The sequence below is a fragment of the Mesorhizobium sp. M1409 genome (assembly GCF_040317535.1).
Classification (GTDB): Bacteria; Pseudomonadota; Alphaproteobacteria; order Rhizobiales; family Rhizobiaceae; genus Mesorhizobium.
The window spans coordinates 70,606-87,857 of record NZ_JAMYKV010000005.1 but is presented as its reverse complement, the minus strand read 5'-3'; the positions used below and the strand labels follow the sequence as shown (position 1 = coordinate 87,857).

Genomic DNA, 17,252 nt, shown 5'->3' with positions numbered 1-17,252 from the left:
CGGAGACAATGACCATCAATCTGCAAAAGCCGGACATCACCGAGCTAAAGCCACGCATCACCGTGTTCGGTGTCGGCGGCGGCGGCGGCAATGCCGTCAACAACATGATCACCGCCGGTTTGCGCGGTGTCGAGTTCGTGGTGGCCAACACCGACGCGCAGGCGCTGACCATGTCGAAGGCAGGCCGCCTGATCCAGCTTGGGGCGCATGTCACCGAAGGCCTCGGCGCCGGCTCGCAGCCGGAAGTCGGCCGTGCGGCGGCGGAAGAGTGCATCGATGAGATCCTCGATCACTTGACCAACACCCATATGTGCTTCGTCACCGCCGGGATGGGCGGCGGCACCGGTACGGGTGCTGCTCCGGTCGTTGCCCGCGCCGCGCGCGAAAAGGGCATCCTCACCGTCGGCGTCGTCACCAAGCCGTTCCATTTCGAAGGCCAGCGCCGCATGAAGACCGCGGACTTCGGCATCGAGGAACTGCAGAAATGCGTCGATACGCTGATCGTCATCCCTAACCAGAACCTGTTCCGGCTGGCCAATGACAAGACCACCTTCGCCGACGCCTTCGCCATGGCCGACCAGGTGCTCTATTCCGGTGTTGCCTGCATCACCGACCTGATGGTCAAGGAAGGCCTGATCAATCTCGACTTCGCCGACGTCCGTTCCGTCATGCGCGAGATGGGCAAGGCGATGATGGGGACCGGCGAAGCTTCGGGCGAGGGCCGCGCGATGGCCGCCGCTGAGGCGGCGATTGCCAACCCGCTGCTCGACGAGACCTCTATGAAGGGCGCCAAGGGCCTGCTGATCTCGATCACCGGCGGCCGCGACCTGACGCTGTTCGAGGTCGACGAAGCGGCAACCCGTATCCGCGAGGAGGTCGATCAGGACGCCAACATCATCCTGGGCGCCACCTTCGACGAGGAACTCGAAGGCGTCATCCGCGTCTCGGTGGTTGCCACCGGTATCGACAAGTCGGCGGCGGAAATCGCCGCCGCGCCGATCTCGATCCGCACGGTGCCTCCGAAGCCAGCCAGCCGCCCGGCCGTTGCCGCGGTGGAAAACCGCCCGGCGCCGGTCCAGCAGACCGCCTACGAACCGCGTGCCATCGACCCGGTCGCCGAAGCCATCCAGCTGGCTGAAGCCAATGCCGCGGCCATGGCACAGGCGCGCCCGGCTCCGGCTCACGCTGAAGACTTCCGCCCGCAGAGCAAGATCTTCCAGGCGCCGCCAGCTCAGCCGATGCCGCAGCCCGTGGTCCAGCAGACGCAGCCGGCTCCGCAGCCGCGCGAGATGCTGCGCGAAGCCCCGCAGCCGGTTGCCATGGCGCCGCAGCGTATGCCGCGCGTCGAGGACTTTCCGCCCGTCGTCAAGGCCGAGGTGGATGCCAAGAGCCGCCCGGCCGACCACGAGAACAACAGCGGACCGATGGGCCTGCTGAAGCGCCTGACCAACGGATTGACCCGCCGCGAAGAAGAGCCTGCGCGGCTGCAGCCGGCGCAGCCGCGCGAACCCAAGCTGCGCCAGGCCGCACCCGAAGTGCGCCGTCTTGCCAGCCAGGACGCGCAGCTCTACGCACCGCGCCGTGGCCAGCTCGACGACCACGGCCGTCTTACACCGCAGGTGAGGGCGACTCAGGAAGACGATCAGCTGGAGATTCCGGCGTTCCTGCGCCGCCAGGCCAACTGACTGGTAAACGGACTGTAACGATTGTTAACAGGCAAGCGAGGAATCGCTTGCCTGTTAACGTTTTAAGTTGTGTGATTTCAATCACTTACAAAGTCGTGCCTGCTTCAGTTCGCGGTTACACGGAGTAAGAAACCGTGATTTGGAGTCTCCCTGACGGGACATTATCTTCGCTGCCTACCATCGTCGGTTTGCCGGGATTTCGGGGGAAGTGACCCTGCCTGCCGATTCACACAAGAGCCGCGCCCTCGGGCTGGAGAAGCGGACCTAGGCATTACGGGCTTATGGGGATTGTCTTGCACGACTATCAGACGACATTGAAGACGCGCGCGTCGCTTACCGGCACCGGCGTCCACAGCGGCAAGGAAGTGTCCATCAGCTTCGTGCCGGCGGATGCCGACACCGGCGTCGTTTTCCAGCTTTTCGACGGTGCAGAGCAGGGCCGCGAGTTCCGCGCCCTGGTCTCGGAAGTCGGCGCCACCGACCTATGCACGATGCTTGGTGATCCCGCTGGCGAACACATCGCCACGGTCGAGCACATCATGGCGGCGCTGTTCGGGGTCGGCATCGACAATGTCGCCATCGAGATCGATGGTTCCGAGGTTCCGATCTTCGACGGCAGCGCCATGGCGTTCGTCGAAGCGATCGACCAGGCCGGCATCGAGACGCTGTCGGTCAAGCGCCGCTATATCAGGGTCATCAAGCCGGTCCGCATCGAGAACGGCGCCTCCTGGGCGGAATTCAGACCCTATGACGGCACCCGTTTCGAGATCGAGATCGACTTCGAAAGCCCGGCTATCGGCCGTCAGCTGTTTGCGTCCGACCTCAATGCCGATATCTTCCGCCGCGACATCGCGCGCGCCCGCACCTTCGGCTTCATGAAGGATGTCGAGCGGCTGTGGGCCGCCGGCTACGCGCTCGGCTCCTCGCTGGAGAATTCGCTGGTGATCGGTGACGACAACCGCGTCATCAACATGGGCGGCCTGCGCTATCCCAACGAATTCGTGCGCCACAAGACGCTGGACGCCATGGGCGACCTAGCGCTGGCCGGCGCCCGCTTCATCGGCTGCTTCCGTTCCTATCGCGGCGGTCACAGGATGAATGCCGCGGCTCTGCGCCGGCTGCTGTCCGACCGCACCGCGTTCGAAATCGTCGAGACGACACGTCGCGAGCGCGGCCGCAGCGCCGAGATGAACGCCGTCAACGCACCGCTCTACGCGCCCTGGATGATCTGATTTTTTTCATTTCTAGGGTTCCGTGGCGAGCGGCCGGTGTTGCACGAATGCACCACCTGTCGGTGAAATTGCACCGATATTCAAGCTGTGTCCGGCCGCCATAAAAATGCGCGATTGGCCGGAGATAGCGTTGCCGGGCAAGGCGGTAATGGTTTATGGCTGCTGCCGTCGATTAGTGCATGGCGCTCAAAAGTGGGGACCAGTTTTGAGACAACGGCGTGCAGCGGACATTAAAATAACGCCGAAAGGGCGGAATCCAATCATGTTCTTCAAGCGAGTCGGTCAATTGAAAGCGCCGCGGAGGGCTGTTTTCCTGGCGCTTTCGGTGGTTGTTCCATCGCTCTTCCTGTCGGCCTGCATGTCGTCGGAGAAAGATATCGACCTGTCGACCTATGTCGACCAGACCGAGCCGGCCGATGTTCTCTACAATCAGGGCCTCGCCAATCTCAACGCCGGACGCCTGCAAGAGGCTAGCCGCAAGTTCGACGCTGTCGACCGCCAGCACCCCTATTCGGAGTGGGCCCGCAAATCGATGGTGATGGGCGCTTTCGCCGACTATCGCCAGGGCAATTACGACGAGGCGATCGGCTCGGCCAAGCGCTATCTCACGCTCTATCCGTCGACCGATGACGCCGCTTACGCGCAGTACATCATCGGCTTGAGCTATTACCGCCAGATCAAGGACGTGACGCAGGACCAGAAAGAAGCGCGTCAGACCGTTCAGACGATGCAGGATCTGGTGACGCGCTGGCCGACATCGGAATATGTCGACGACGCCAAGGAAAAGATCCGCTTCGCCAACGATCAGCTGGCCGGCAAGGAAATGCAGATCGGCCGCTACTATCTCGAGCGCCGCGAATACATCGCCGCCGTCAAGCGCTTCCGCACCGTGGTGGAGACCTATTCCAACACGCGCCATGTCGAGGAGGCGCTTGCCCGCCTGACCGAAAGCTATTACGCGATGGGCCTGACCTCCGAGGCGCAGACCGCCGCCGCAGTGCTCGGCACCAATTATCCTGACAGCCAGTGGTACAAGGATTCCTACAAGCTCCTGCAGAGCAATGGGCTTGCACCGCGCGAAAATGCCGGGTCGTGGATATCCAAGGCCGGGAAGATGATCACCGGCGCCTGACCCCAAGCAAGCTCGCGGGCTTCGCCAACGCGCCGTCTGCTTGGTTTTTCTTTGTTTGTCGGACCGAAGCGCACGAAGCGCTTTTTCGGATTGATCCGATGCTCAAACAAAAAGATAGTGCGGCGCTGCGGCTGCAAATGGTCGCGTGCCGTTCTAGATTCGGGTTCTGATGCTTTCCAGACTGTCGATCCGCGATATCGTCCTGATCGAGAAGCTGGATATCGACTTCCAGCCGGGTCTTTCGGTGCTGACCGGCGAAACCGGCGCCGGCAAATCCATCCTGCTCGATGCCTTGTCGCTGGCGCTCGGCGCGCGCGGCGACGCATCGCTGGTGCGCCATGGGGCGGCGCAAGGCCAGGTCATCGCGGTCTTCGACGTGCCGCGCAACCATCCGGCCCGCACGCTGCTTGCCGACAACGCCATCGAGGATGACGGCGACATCATCCTGCGCCGCTTGCAGACGGCGGATGGCCGCACCCGCGTTTTCGTCAACGATCAGCCTTCGAGCGTGACCTTGATGCGTGATGTCGGCCGTGCACTGGTCGAGATCCATGGCCAGCACGATGAACGCGCTTTGGTCGATCCCGGCGCGCACCGCGAGGTGCTCGACGCTTTCGGCGGTCATCTCGGCGCCGTCCGCTCGACGGGCGAGGCATGGCGGCACTGGCGTGCCTGCGAGCAGGAGCTGTCGCGACACCGCGCCAAGGTGGCGGCGGCCGCGCGCGAGGCCGACTATTTGCGGGCTGCGGTGGCGGAACTGACGAAGCTCGATCCGCAGCCGGGTGAGGAGACGGACCTTGCCGAATTGCGCGCGTCGATGATGCGGGTGGAGAAGATCGCCTCGGAAATCCATGATGCGCAGGATGTGCTGTCCGGTCCGTCCTCGCCTTTGCCGCAACTGGCGAGCCTGCTGAGGCGGTTGCAGCGCAAGGTGACGGAGGCGCCGGGCTTGCTCGATGAAGTGGTCAAGTCACTGGACGAGGCGATGCTGTCGCTCGACGCGGCGCAATCGGGCGTCGAGGCCGCGCTGCGCGCCACCGAATATGATCCGCAGCGGCTTGAGAAGGCGGAAGAGCGGCTGTTTTCGCTGCGCGCCGCCTCGCGCAAGCATAGCGTCGCCGTCGACGACCTGGCGCAGCTGCGCGACACGATGGTTGCCGATCTTGCCGATCTCGACGCCGGCGAGGAGCGCCTGCACGGGTTGGAAAAGCAGGCCGGAGCGGCGCGCGAGACATACGACATCGCCGCCGCGCAGCTGTCCTCGCTTCGTCATGCGGCGGCGGTCGGCTTGACCAAGGCGGTTATGGCGGAATTGCCGGCGCTGAAGCTCGAACGCGCCGCCTTTATCGTGGAAATGAAGAGCGAGGCCGAGAGCCGCATGGAAGAGGGCATCGACCAGATCGAGTTCTGGGTGCGCACCAATCCAGGCACGCGGCCGGGCCCGATGATGAAGGTCGCGTCCGGCGGCGAGCTGTCGCGCTTCCTGCTGGCGCTGAAGGTGGCGCTGGCCGATCGTGGCTCGGCGCCGACGCTGGTCTTCGATGAAATCGACACCGGCGTGGGCGGCGCCGTGGCGGATGCCATCGGCCAGCGGCTGGCGCGATTGTCGAAGCGCGTCCAGGTGCTGTCGGTGACGCACGCGCCACAGGTGGCAGCGCGCGCGGCGACGCATTTCCTGATCTCCAAATCCGGTACCACAGACCGTGTCGCCACCGGCATTGCCGAGATGGACCGGCCGGCGCGGCAGGAGGAGATCGCGCGCATGCTGGCCGGCGCCACCATCACCGACGAGGCCCGCGCCGCCGCCGAGCGGCTGCTGCGTGAGAACACCGGCGCTTCCTGACGGCGCTACTTCTCGATCGGGCTGCTTCTGGTCGGTGAAATTCGGCGTCCGAACAGAGTCAGCATATGGCTCCATCCCGCTGTTTCAGCGTGGTTTTGTCAGAATTCAGCTCCCTTCCATCCGAATCCTGATCTATTGTCCCGGGCCAACAGCAGCCAGGTGCAAATCATGTCCGAAAAACCAGTCGATGCCCTGACCGAAATCGAGGCCGAAGCCGAGCTGAAGCGCCTGGCGGAACAGATCGCCGAGCACGACCGGCGCTACCATACCGAAGACGCGCCTGTTATCACCGACGCCGAGTATGATGCGCTGGCGCGGCGCAATCTCGCCATCGAGGAGCGCTTTCCGGCGCTGGTGCGCGAGGATTCGCCGTCGCGCAGGGTCGGTGCGGCACCTGCGGAAGGCTTTACCAAGGTGCGCCATGCGGTGCCGATGCTCAGTCTTGCCAAGGCCTATACCGACCAGGATGTCATCGATTTCATCGAGCGCGGCCGGCGGTTCTTCGACCGCGACAAGGATCTCGATATCGCCTTCACGGCCGAGCCGAAGATCGACGGGCTGTCGGCTTCGCTGCGCTACGAGAAGGGCGTGTTCGTGCAGGGTGCGACGCGCGGCGACGGTGCCGTCGGCGAGGATATCACCGCCAATTTGAGGACCATCGCCGACATTCCTTCGAAGCTGAGAGGCTCGGGCTGGCCCGAAATCATCGAGATCCGCGGCGAGGTCTACATGACCTATGCGGAATTCGAAGCGCTGAAGCAACGCTCGGCGGCGGTCGGCGGCCAGGACTACGTCAATCCCCGCAACACGGCGGCCGGGTCGCTGCGCCAGAAGGATCCGTCCGTTACCGCCAGCCGCAACCTCAAATTCTTCGCCTATGCCTGGGGCTACACGACAGCGGATCCGGCCCCGACCCAGTATGATTCGGTGCAGAAGTTCGCGGAGTGGGGATTCAAGGTCAGTCCTCTGATGGTACGGGCGAAATCGGCCGATGACCTGATCGCGCATTATCACCGGATCGAGGAGCAGCGCTCGGCGCTGGGCTACGACATCGACGGCGTCGTCTACAAGGTCGACCAGCTGGAGCTGCAGCGCAGATGGGGGTTCGTCACCGGCGAGCCGCGCTGGGCCGTCGCGCACAAGTTTCCGGCCGAACAGGCGATGACGACGGTGCTCAAGATCGATATCCAGGTCGGCCGCACGGGCACGCTGGCGCCGGTTGCGCGGCTGGCTCCGGTCACGGTCGGCGGTGTCGTGGTCGAGAACGTGACGCTGCACAATGAGGACTACATCAAGGGCCTGGACAGCACCGGCCAGCCGATCCGCGACGGCATCGACGTGCGCATCGGCGACACGGTCGTGATCCAGCGGGCAGGCGATGTCATTCCGCAGATCGTCAGCGTCGTCATCGACAAGCGGCCGCCCGATGCCGTGCCATACGAGTTCCCGCACACCTGTCCGATCTGCGGCTCGCCGGCGACGCGCGAGATCAACGAGAAGACCGGCAAGGAAGATTCCCGCCGCCGCTGTACCGGCGAACTGATCTGCCCTGCCCAGGCGGTGGAAGGATTGCGCCACTTCGTGTCACGCGGCGCCTTGGACATCGAAGGCCTGGGGGCGGAGAACATAGACACCTTCTTCAATGCGGGATTGATCAAGACCGCCGCCGATATCTTCACGCTCAGGGATCGCCGTCCGGCCGTCACCAGGGCACTGGCCGAGCGCCGCGAGGAGCAGGCCAGGCAGCGCGAGGCCGCATCGGGCAAGACGCGTAGGAATGTGCGCAGCGTCGAGGATCGCAATTACGAAGGGCTCGACAAGCTGTTCGCGGCCATCGATTCGCGCCGCGAGCCGGAGCTCGACCGTTTCATCTTCGCGCTCGGCATCCGCCATATCGGCGAAACGACGGCCGCGGTGCTCGCCCGGACCTTCTCGACCATCGAGGAGCTGATCCGCGTCGGCAAGGAGACGGCGGCCGCTGCCGATCCGCACTCGGTTTTCCCATCGGTCAACGGCATCGGCGACACGGTGATCGATGCGCTGCGCGATTTCTTCGGCAATCAACGCAATGACGACGTGCTCGACGCGCTGCTCAAGCAGGTCAAGCCGAAGCCCTATATCGTCAACGTCTCTGCCGACAGCGAGGTCGCCGGCAAGACGATCGTGTTCACAGGCTCGCTGGAGAAGATGACACGCTCCGAAGCCAAGGCGATGGCGGAGCGCCTCGGCGCCAAGGTCGCGGGCTCGGTTTCGGCGAAGACCGATCTTGTCGTGGCCGGGCCGGGTGCCGGCTCCAAGCTGAAGCTCGCCAGCGAACACGGCATTGAGGTGATCGACGAGGACGCCTGGCTGGCGCGGATCGGCAAGGCATGACTGGATCGTTCACCGGCTTCGGCGCCAAAGCCATTCCGTTTCTTAAGGCGCTGGATTTCCACCAGAGCCGCGAGTGGTTCCTGGAGAATCGCGACCTCTTCGAAAAGGATTTGCGCGATCCCTTCGGCGATCTCGTCGACACGCTGACCGAGCGCTTCGCGAAGGCAGGCCTCGGCCTGCGCGGCGACCGCAAGAAGTCGCTTTTCCGGATCAATCGCGACGTGCGCTTCGCCAAGGACAAGCGGCCCTACAACCGGCATCTGTCGGCCATCCTGTCGCCCGACGGCACCAAGATGGAGCAGGGGGTGTTCTACGTGCATATCGGGCTCGAGCGCTGCTTCGCCGACATTGCCTGGTGGCAGCCGGAGCCGGCACTGTTGCTGGCGATGCGCAATGCCATCGCGACCTGGCCGGACAGGTTTCGTGCCCTGGTGATGGCGTTGAAGAAGAACCGTCTTGAACTGCAGACGGAAGGCCGCATGAAGCGCACGCCACGCGGCTTCGAGCATATCAGCGATGCAGATCTGGTCGCCGCCATCCGCAACCGGCATTTTGTCGTCCAGCATGTCATCGATCCGGCGGGAATCCATACGGCTGATCTGGTCGACGAACTCGTCGATTTCACCTTGCGCGCCAAGCCGCTGCTCGATTGGGGCAGGGCGATCGAGGGCAAGGTTTCGGAGCATTCGGCCATCCCGTAGCCGTTTCGGATTTCAAGTCGAGGCGCCGGCCGATGCACGGCCTGGTTGCGTTATGAGGGCAGTTATGCTATCCATATAACCATGGTGCTGATTTGCGCCAACGACCCGCCGCAGAGGCGGGTTTTGCGTTTCGGGCCCTGGCGTCATCCTGCGCAGCCGATGAAGTACAGGCATGTGCGCCTCCAGGGAGCCAACTGAATCAGGGGATCCCGAAGGGCGCGTATCGCGGCCTTGCTCGATCCAGGACATATCAGTTTCGCTGATTTGTTGGCTCAAGCGAATTCGTCTGACTTTTCAACCGCGCACCCCTAAATACCGGCGCGACGTTAGGAATGTGACATGTCGGCTGAGACTTTGACCGCGAATTCCGTGAGCAGCGATTTCTGGCAAGGCGTGCGGCTCTCGATGCCTGTCGTTGTGGCGTCGGCGCCGTTCGCGGTGCTGTTCGGCGCACTCGCCGTCGACAACGGCTTCTCAGTCCTGGAAGCCTTCCTGATGAGCGCGCTGGTCTATGGCGGCGCCAGCCAGATGGTCGGCATCCAGCTGTTCGGCCAGCATGTGGCGCCGTGGCTGGTCGTGCTGTCGATCTTCGCCGTCAATTTTCGTCATGTGCTCTATTCCGCCGGCATTGGCCGGCGCATCGCGCACTGGCCTGTCATCCAGCAGGCGCTCGGCTATTTCATCCTCACCGACCCCCAATTCGCGGTGGCCGAGGCGCGGGCGCAATCCGGCCAGACGGTCGGCTTTGCCTGGTATCTAGGGCTCGGCCTGCCGGTCTATCTGTTCTGGATCGTCGAAAGCGCGCTCGGCGCGGTGTTCGGCAAGCTTATCCCCGACACGCATGCGCTGGGCATCGATTTCCTGCTGCCGATCTATTTTCTTGGTCTTGTGCTGGGCTTCCGCAAGCGGCCGCTGTGGCTGCCGGTGGTCATTGCCAGCGGTGCCGCCTCGATCATCGCCTACAAGACGGTGGGCTCGCCCTGGCATGTCTCGATCGGCGCGATTGCCGGTGTGCTGCTGGCTGTTATCCTGCCACCCCACCACAGCGGCGTGAAGGCACGGCCATGAGCACGACATTCTGGATCATCATCGCCGGTGCGATCGCCACCTATCTCACCCGGGTCGGCGGGCATCTGGTCATCTCCCGTTTCGACACCATCCATCCGCGCGTCGAGGCAGGGCTCAATGCCGTGCCGGCGGCGGTGCTGACGACACTGGTGGCGCCCGAGCTGCTGAACGCCGGACCGGCGGAATGGGCGGCATTGGTCGTCACATCAGTCGTGTCACTGCGCGGAGGGCTGATGGCGATGTTCTTGGCCGGGGCGGCGGCGTTGATCGTTGCCAGGCAGTTCGCCGGCTGACTTTTTGTCCCAGTCAGTCCATGTATGCTCACGGACCCAGCGCCGACACGCGTAATGATCGAGGCAATAATTCCTGTCAGGCGCTTCTTGAAAATCGAAGCGATCCACACCGCGCTCAGCCGAATTGCCTCCGATCTCTCCTGATGGGCGCGACGCACAACGTCGGTGTAAAGGGCGTTGCGCTGCATCGGAGTCAATGCGCCAAGATCGATCGGCCAGCGGCCGGCAGGTTCAGGTGACATTTCCATCTCCCGTGTTTGACCGCCCGAATCGGCGTCAATAACAGGCGGTTTACGCGCCGTTGATCATCAGATAAAATGAATTATTAAGATCATTTTATTCTCCGGGAGAGATGGATGGATTTGACCGACCTTCGCATCTTTCGCATGGTGGTGCGCGAGGGCGGTATCACCAAGGCGGCGGAAAAGCTGTTTCGCGTGCAGTCCAACGTGACCACTCGCATCCGGCAGCTTGAAGAGGATCTGGGCGTGCGGCTCTTTATCCGCGAAGGCAAGCGGCTGCAGGTTTCGGCCGCCGGCCAAAGGTTGATTGTCTACGCGGACCGGTTGCTGGCGCTTGCCGAGGAAGCGCGAACGGCGGTCCTCGATCCGCGCCCACGCGGTAAGCTGCGGCTTGGCGCTATGGAGAGCACCGCCGCGGCTCGGCTTCCTGGCCTGCTCGCCGAGTACCACGCTCGCTATCCCGAGGTGGAGATCCAACTGCGCACCGGCAACCCGCAGGTTCTCGCGGCCGCCATGCTCGCCGGCGAACTCGACGCCGCGCTCGCGGCCGAGCCGATCGCAGACGCTCCCTTCGAGAAGCAGGCTGCATTTCGCGAGGAGTTGGTCATTGTCTCGGCGGCATCGCGCGGTTCGATCGAGGACCGCAGCGACATGCCCAAAACCATGATAGCCTTCGAGCATGGCTGTCCACATCGCAGGCGGCTGGAAGAATGGTATGCGCGCCGAGGCTTCATGGCCGAGCAAATCGTCGAGCTTGGTTCATATCATGCGATGCTCGGTTGCGTGGCGGCCGGCATGGGCATAGCGCTGATGCCAAAAAGCGTGCTCAAGGGCTTCCCTGAAAGTGGCAGGCTGCAGGAGCATGAACTGCCTTCGGACGAGGACAGTGCCCTGACGGTATTGTTTTGGCGCAAGGGAGCAGGCTCTCCCAATGTCCAGGCTTTGCGGGAGCTGCTTGTGGAGCAAGGCTCCCCAATACCGAGCAAGGTTGCCGCCGCGACTATTGCTTGAGATCGTGCGGCAATGGCGCGGTGGCCTTTCCTAGCCAGGCCAGCGTTTCGCCATCGAGCATCGGCCCAATCTCGGCCAGCACGCGGGCATGGTATGTGTCGAGCCAGTGCAGTTCGTCACGCGTCAGGAGATCGGTGCGCACCAAGCGGGTGTCGATCGGCGCCAGCGTCAATGTCTCGAAGCCGTGCATGGCGATGTCGCCGCCCTCGATCTCCTCCGCCGGCGTCACCAGGATGAGGTTCTCGATGCGGATGCCGTAGGCGCCTTCCTTGTAGTAGCCGGGCTCGTTGGACAGCATCATGCCTTCGAGCAGCTTTTCGGTGCCGGTGCGGGCAATGCGCTGCGGCCCTTCATGCACCGCCAGATACGAGCCGACGCCATGGCCGGTGCCGTGGGCGAAGTCGCAGCCGTGCTTCCATAGCGCCATGCGGGCGACGGCATCGATTTCCGAACCGCGCGTGCCGGCGGGAAAGCGCAGCGTCGAAATGCCGATCATGCCTTTCAGCACCAGTGTGAAGCGCTCGCGCATCTCCTCGGTCGGCTGGCCGATCGGCACGGTGCGCGTGATGTCGGTGGTGCCATCCTGATACTGCGCGCCGGAATCAAGCAGGAACAGTTCGCCGGCCTGCAGCTTGCGGCTGGTGGCGCGCGACACGCGGTAATGCATGATGGCGCCGTTCGGGCCGGCGCCGGAAATGGTGTCGAAGGAGACGTCGCGCAGCGGCATCTGCGTTTCCTCGCCTGTCCGCCGGCGCGACTCCTCCAGCCTGGCGACGACCGATATTTCGTCGAGCGAGCCAGGTTTTTGCCGCTCCAGCCAGCACAAAAGCTTCGCCACGGCGGCGCCGTCGCGGCGATGCGCGGCGCGCGAGCCGTTGATCTCGGCCTGGTTCTTGGTGGCGCGCGGGATGCGGGCGGGGTCGGGCGCCGCAACCACCGTGCCGCCGTTGCTCTCCACCAGCATGCGCAGCCTGTCGGCCGCCAGCACTGGGTCGAGCGCGATTTTCGAGCCGCCCTTGGCGAGGGTCACGATCGCCGCTTCGAATTCACCGGGCTCATGCGGTTCGGCGAGTTGAGTGAGATAAGCCGCGACCTGGCGCGAGAACTTGCGCCTGTCCATGAAAAGCTGGTGCGACCCGTCGGCGGCGAGGATGGCGAAGCCGAGCGCCAGCGGCGTGTGCGGCACGTCGCCGCCACGGATGTTGAAGGCCCAGGCGATGGAGGAGGGGTCGGTGAGCACCGCATGGGTGCCGCCGTCCTTGCCAATGGCGGCTGCCAGCCGCGCCAGCTTGTCCTTGGCGAGTTCGCCGGCAAAGCCGATTGGGTGAAGCTCGACAGGCGCCACCGGCGCGTCGGGCTGATCCTTCCAGATGATGTCGATCGGATTCCTGTCGAGCGGCACCAGCACCGCGCCCGACTTGTCGGCAGAGGCCTGCAGCGCCTTGACCTCGCTGATCGTGTGGAGCCATGGATCAAAGCCGAGCCGCGCGCCCTTGCCGATGTTGTCCTTGAGCCAGACGGCGGGCGGGTTGTCGACCAGGCTTTCGATCGAAAAGACGTCGAGATCGACCTCGCCCCGCACCTGCAGCGTGTAGCGCCCGTCGACAAAGACGAAGGCGCGGTCGCGCAGGACGATGGCGACGCCGGCCGAACCGCTGAAGCCGGTCAGCCATTTCAGCCGCGCCGAACGGTCCGCGACATATTCACCCTGATGCTCGTCGGCGCGAGGCACGATGAAGCCATCCAGTCCGTTGGCAGCCAGCCATTGGCGCAGTAGCGCCACGCGCGGTTTGCCGACGGCCGGGTCGCCCGCGGAATCGAAGGTCTGGAACATGGTTGCCTCCTGCAGTCAGCACAACCGTAGCGTACGGTCGCGAAAACCGGAATCGATTTCCGGCAACGGCAAATTGCTACGGCATCAATTGACTGACAACCGCCGGGCCTTGGTCCAAGCTCGTTCTCGGCTTCAACGTTTGAGGTGGATCGTCACCCAGCCTTCGCGGTGCAAGGTTCTGACATGGCGGAAGTTCTGGCCGACATAGGCCGAGACGACGGCGTCGCGCTGGCGCTCGAGGATGCCTGACAGCACGATCGAGCCGCCGAGGGCGATGTGATCGGCCATTTGCGGCGCCAGCCGCATGAGCGGCCGTGCCAGTATGTTGGCGACGATCAGATCGAAAGGCGCGCGCTTGCCGAAGATCGGGTGGTGAAAGCCCGGCGCGGTCACTGTTTCCACCAACGCCTTGACGTGGTTGAGCCGCGCATTGGCGGCGGCCACCCACACCGCCACCGGATCGATATCGGTTGCCAGCACTGGAATATGCGCCAGCCTGGCGACGGCAATGGCCAGCACGGCACTACCCGTGCCGAGGTCGAGCGCGTTACGCGGGCGTTCGCGCCGCACCACCTTTTCCAGCATTTCCAGGCAGCCGGCCGTGGTGCCGTGATGGCCGGTGCCGAAGGCGAGGCCGGCCTCGATCTCGATGGCGAGTTCGCCGCTGTGGCGTTTTCTGCGGTCATGCGCGCCGTGGACGAAGAAACGGCCGGCGCGCACCGGCTTCAGCCCCTCCAGCGAGCGCGCCACCCAGTCGATGTCGGGCAGGCTCTCGCGCTCGATCGGCTTCGACAGGGAAAGCCCTGCAAGGATGTCCTTCAAGCGGGTCTCGACCGCATCGACGTCGTCATCGGCGTAGAGCGACACTTCGTGGATGTCCTTGTCCTCGTCGACCTCCAGCAGGGCGATCGGCAGGCCTTCATCCTCGAAAGCCGCTTCGAGCGCTGCGAAAATGCTGACGGATTCGGTCTTTCCGGTGGTGAAATAGAGGCGCGTCTGGGTCATGAAATGTGTTTCTTTTTGAGCATGATCTCAGGACAAACGAGGTTTCCGTTTGTCCGAGAAAACCGGGTCCCGCTTTTCGGGATCAAGCTCTAGCTTTTCGCCGCCAGCCGCTTCAGTTTGGCGACGGCCGTTTCCGAACTTTCGCCATAGGCGATGGTGCCGGCAAAGTCACCCTTGGCGTTGAGCAGCAGCACCGAGGCGGTGTGATCCATCGTGTAGTCGCCGTCGCCGGTGTCGACCTTCTTCCAGTAGATGCCGAACGACTTGGCCATCGCATGGACCTTATCCGGATCGCCTGTGATGCCGGTGATCCGGTCGGAGAAATTGCTGACATAGGCGTTCATGACATCGGGCGTGTCGCGCTCCGGATCGACCGAGACGAAATAGGCGTGCAGGTTCTTGCCGTCGTCGCCGAGCGTCTTCAGCCAGCCGGCCAGCTCGAACAGCGTGGTCGGGCAGACCTCGGGGCAATGGGTGAAGCCGAAGAAGACGACGCTGGGCTGGCCCCTGAAGGCAGCCTCGGTGATCGGCGCGCCCTTCTGGTCGACCAGCGTAAAGGCGGCGCCGAAAGGTTCGCCGCCATAGTGGCCGCGGTACCAGTCGAAGGTCAGCCAGCCGATGCCAGCCGCCATCAGGACGAGAATGCCGACCAGGATAGAACGCATCATCAATAAGGTCCGTCTTGCAATTTCTTCGGCGTGCCGGCCAAGGCCACAGGCAAGCCTTTGGTTCGGCGAACAGTCTTAGCGGTTTGACCGGGTACACGCAAAGGTGCCGCGTTGACGCAACCGGCCATGGCGGATGCGGCGGTTTCATCCGGTGCCGCCGCTTGCAATGCCGTGCTCTTCGCCCCACCTGAGACCGGCAACTCGAACCGCAGGAGGCTAGTTTGCGACGACTGACTGGGCGACGACTGATTGGGCGAAAACTGATCGGCTGCGCGTTGGCCGCGTGCGTTGTCCTTGGCGCTGGTGCCGCCGTAGCCGAGGAAGTCGGCAAGGTCGGCGTCGACTGGCTCGGCAACGACATCATCGTCGAGGCGATCAAGGATCCGAAGGTGGAGGGCGTGACCTGCCACGTCTCCTATTTCGACCGAGGCATCATCGACCGCCTGCACAAGGGCAACTGGTTCGAGGACCCTTCCGATTCCTCGATCTCGTGCCGCCAGACCGGCCCGATCAGCATCGGCGACATCGACACGAGCGAGAGTGGCGAGGAAGTGTTCAAGCAAGGCATCAGCCTGATCTGGAAGAAGCAGGTGGTGAACCGCATCTACGACAAGGCCAACGAGACGCTGATCTATCTCTCGCATTCGCGCCAGGTGCAGAACGGCTCGGCCAAAATGTCGGTCACCACCGTGCCGCTCTACGGCCAGAACGTGGTGTGGAGCAACGGCAAGCCGAAATAGGCGGGTCGAACTCCTTCGCGGAACCGGCATGACGGACGATTGGTCCCGCTTGCGGGACCAATCGCTCTGACGTAAAGCCGCCGGCATGGACCGTTCCGAAAATCTCGTCCCGAAGGACTCCGAGCCGCGCATCCATCCGACCGCGGATCTGAAGGCGTGCAAGCTCGGCCGCTATGCCTCGATCGGTGAGCGGGCGGTGCTGCGCGAGGTCACTGTCGGCGACTTCTCCTATTTCGAACGCCACTGCGAAGCGATCTACACGACGATAGGCAAATTCTGTTCGATCGCCGCCAACAGCCGCATCAATGCGCTGGAGCACCCCATCGAGCGGCTGACCCAGCACAAGGTCAGCTATCGGCCGAACGAGTATTTTCGCTGGCTGGGCGTCGACGCCGAATTCCGCGCGCGGCGGCAGGCGAAAGCGGTGACCATCGGCCACGATGTCTGGATTGGCCACGGCGCGGTGATCATGCCCGGGATCACGATCGGCAATGGCGCGGTGATCGGCGCCAATGCGGTGGTGACACAGGACGTGCCGTCCTACACGATCGTCGCAGGCGTGCCCGCCAGACCCCTCAGGCCACGGTTCCCGGCCACTGTCGCGGCACGCATCGAGCGTCTCGCCTGGTGGGACTGGCCGGTCGAAAAGCTCGCCAGAGCGGTTCCCGACATGCAGGCAATGCCGATCGGAGCCTTCCTCGATCGCTGGGAAAACGACGTCAGCTGACCTGAAGCGGGCTGCGTTTCCGGGCTGAAACCCCTTCCGCCATGCGGGGGTGGCGCAGCGGAAGGGGCTGGAGGTAAACCGCTGTGAAGCGGAAGGGAACAGGCACTCTTGCCTGCACGGTTACTGTGACATTAAACCCATAAAGCGTGTTTTTCGCTCTATTCTCCCCATGCGTGTATTCAATTGTAGCTGACGTATTTGTTTGCGCCGGGAACCTGGAGCGGTCGCCGGTTGTTTCTCATCGCGCCGCGGCATTGAGGAATTTGGATAGATGGAAAAGCTTTTCACCAAGATAGCCAACTGGGTCGCCCATGTAACCGGCCTGCCGCTGACATTTGCCGTCTGCTGCCTGATCGTCGTCGTCTGGGCAGTGACAGGTCCGTTCTTCGGCTTTTCGGATACCTGGCAACTGGTGATCAATACCGGCACAACCATCATCACCTTCCTGATGGTGTTTCTCATCCAGAACACCCAGAACCGCGACGGCGCGGCGATCCAGGCCAAGCTCGACGAACTGATCCGGGTCGGCAAGGGCCAAAACCACTTCATCGGCATCGAACACCTGACCGAATCCGAAGTCGAGGAGATCCGCGAAAAATGCGAGCGTGCGGCGAAGCGGCATGACGAGAATATCGCCGCCATGGCCGCCAAGAAGGCCGTGGCGCAGAAGCGCGGGCCGAAAAAGCACGCGGCCTGAA

15 protein-coding genes are annotated in these 17,252 nt (G+C 63.5%); 12 read left to right on the top strand and 3 right to left on the bottom strand.

What is annotated here, in order from left to right:
* Positions 1 to 8 precede the first annotated feature (8 nt).
* The 9 genes from ftsZ to NKG99_RS06180 all read left to right on the top strand — a co-directional run bounded on the left by ftsZ (position 9) and on the right by NKG99_RS06180 (position 11,580).
* The gene (gene ftsZ / locus NKG99_RS06220) at positions 9 to 1,685 is read left to right on the top strand and encodes a cell division protein FtsZ (protein ID WP_352865315.1); all 1,677 of its coding nucleotides are present in this window, start codon (positions 9 to 11) and stop codon (positions 1,683 to 1,685) included.
* 281 nt (positions 1,686 to 1,966) lie between these two features.
* On the top strand, positions 1,967 to 2,917 hold the full coding sequence (lpxC, locus tag NKG99_RS06215; protein WP_352865313.1) for a UDP-3-O-acyl-N-acetylglucosamine deacetylase: 951 nt from the start codon (positions 1,967 to 1,969) through the stop codon (positions 2,915 to 2,917).
* Positions 2,918 to 3,179: 262 nt separating this feature from the next.
* Entirely contained in the window at positions 3,180 to 4,049 is an 870-nt protein-coding gene (locus tag NKG99_RS06210; RefSeq protein WP_352865311.1) for an outer membrane protein assembly factor BamD, read from the top strand.
* Positions 4,050 to 4,218: 169 nt separating this feature from the next.
* Positions 4,219 to 5,892, top strand: a complete 1,674-nt coding sequence (gene recN / locus NKG99_RS06205; protein ID WP_352865309.1) for a DNA repair protein RecN — start codon at positions 4,219 to 4,221, stop codon at positions 5,890 to 5,892.
* Positions 5,893 to 6,060: 168 nt separating this feature from the next.
* Positions 6,061 to 8,265, top strand: a complete 2,205-nt coding sequence (gene ligA / locus NKG99_RS06200; protein ID WP_352865307.1) for an NAD-dependent DNA ligase LigA — start codon at positions 6,061 to 6,063, stop codon at positions 8,263 to 8,265.
* The gene (locus NKG99_RS06195) at positions 8,262 to 8,966 is read left to right on the top strand and encodes a DUF2461 domain-containing protein (protein WP_352865306.1); all 705 of its coding nucleotides are present in this window, start codon (positions 8,262 to 8,264) and stop codon (positions 8,964 to 8,966) included. The genes ligA and NKG99_RS06195 overlap by 4 nt, the downstream gene beginning before the upstream one ends.
* Positions 8,967 to 9,305: 339 nt before the next feature.
* Entirely contained in the window at positions 9,306 to 10,034 is a 729-nt protein-coding gene (locus NKG99_RS06190) for an AzlC family ABC transporter permease (RefSeq protein WP_352865304.1), read from the top strand.
* Entirely contained in the window at positions 10,031 to 10,327 is a 297-nt protein-coding gene (locus NKG99_RS06185; RefSeq protein WP_352865302.1) for an AzlD family protein, read from the top strand. Before NKG99_RS06190 ends, NKG99_RS06185 begins: the two co-directional genes overlap by 4 nt.
* 356 nt (positions 10,328 to 10,683) lie before the next feature.
* On the top strand, positions 10,684 to 11,580 hold the full coding sequence (locus NKG99_RS06180; RefSeq protein WP_352865300.1) for a LysR family transcriptional regulator: 897 nt from the start codon (positions 10,684 to 10,686) through the stop codon (positions 11,578 to 11,580).
* Here NKG99_RS06180 and NKG99_RS06175 read toward each other — a convergent pair.
* From NKG99_RS06175 to NKG99_RS06165, 3 genes are all read right to left on the bottom strand, one after another.
* Positions 11,570 to 13,414, bottom strand: coding sequence for an aminopeptidase P family protein (locus NKG99_RS06175; protein WP_352865298.1), 1,845 nt, complete (start codon positions 13,412 to 13,414; stop codon positions 11,570 to 11,572). The genes NKG99_RS06180 and NKG99_RS06175 overlap by 11 nt on opposite strands.
* A gap of 132 nt (positions 13,415 to 13,546) precedes the next feature.
* Entirely contained in the window at positions 13,547 to 14,419 is an 873-nt protein-coding gene (locus NKG99_RS06170; protein WP_352865296.1) for a 50S ribosomal protein L11 methyltransferase, read from the bottom strand.
* Between the two features lie 89 nt (positions 14,420 to 14,508).
* Positions 14,509 to 15,087: an SCO family protein gene (locus NKG99_RS06165; protein WP_352865294.1), complete on the bottom strand. Its 579-nt coding sequence runs from the start codon at positions 15,085 to 15,087 to the stop codon at positions 14,509 to 14,511.
* 221 nt (positions 15,088 to 15,308) lie between these two features.
* On the opposite strand from NKG99_RS06165, the gene NKG99_RS06160 reads away from it, so the two are divergent.
* The 3 genes from NKG99_RS06160 (at position 15,309) to NKG99_RS06150 (ending at position 17,251) form a co-directional block, all read left to right on the top strand.
* A complete protein-coding gene (locus NKG99_RS06160) occupies positions 15,309 to 15,827 on the top strand; it encodes a CreA family protein (protein ID WP_352865292.1) in 519 nt (172 codons plus the stop codon).
* Between the two features lie 85 nt (positions 15,828 to 15,912).
* The gene (locus tag NKG99_RS06155; protein WP_352865289.1) at positions 15,913 to 16,554 is read left to right on the top strand and encodes a transferase hexapeptide repeat family protein; all 642 of its coding nucleotides are present in this window, start codon (positions 15,913 to 15,915) and stop codon (positions 16,552 to 16,554) included.
* A gap of 271 nt (positions 16,555 to 16,825) precedes the next feature.
* Positions 16,826 to 17,251, top strand: coding sequence for a low affinity iron permease family protein (locus tag NKG99_RS06150; RefSeq protein WP_352865287.1), 426 nt, complete (start codon positions 16,826 to 16,828; stop codon positions 17,249 to 17,251).
* Position 17,252: the final 1 nt, after the last annotated feature.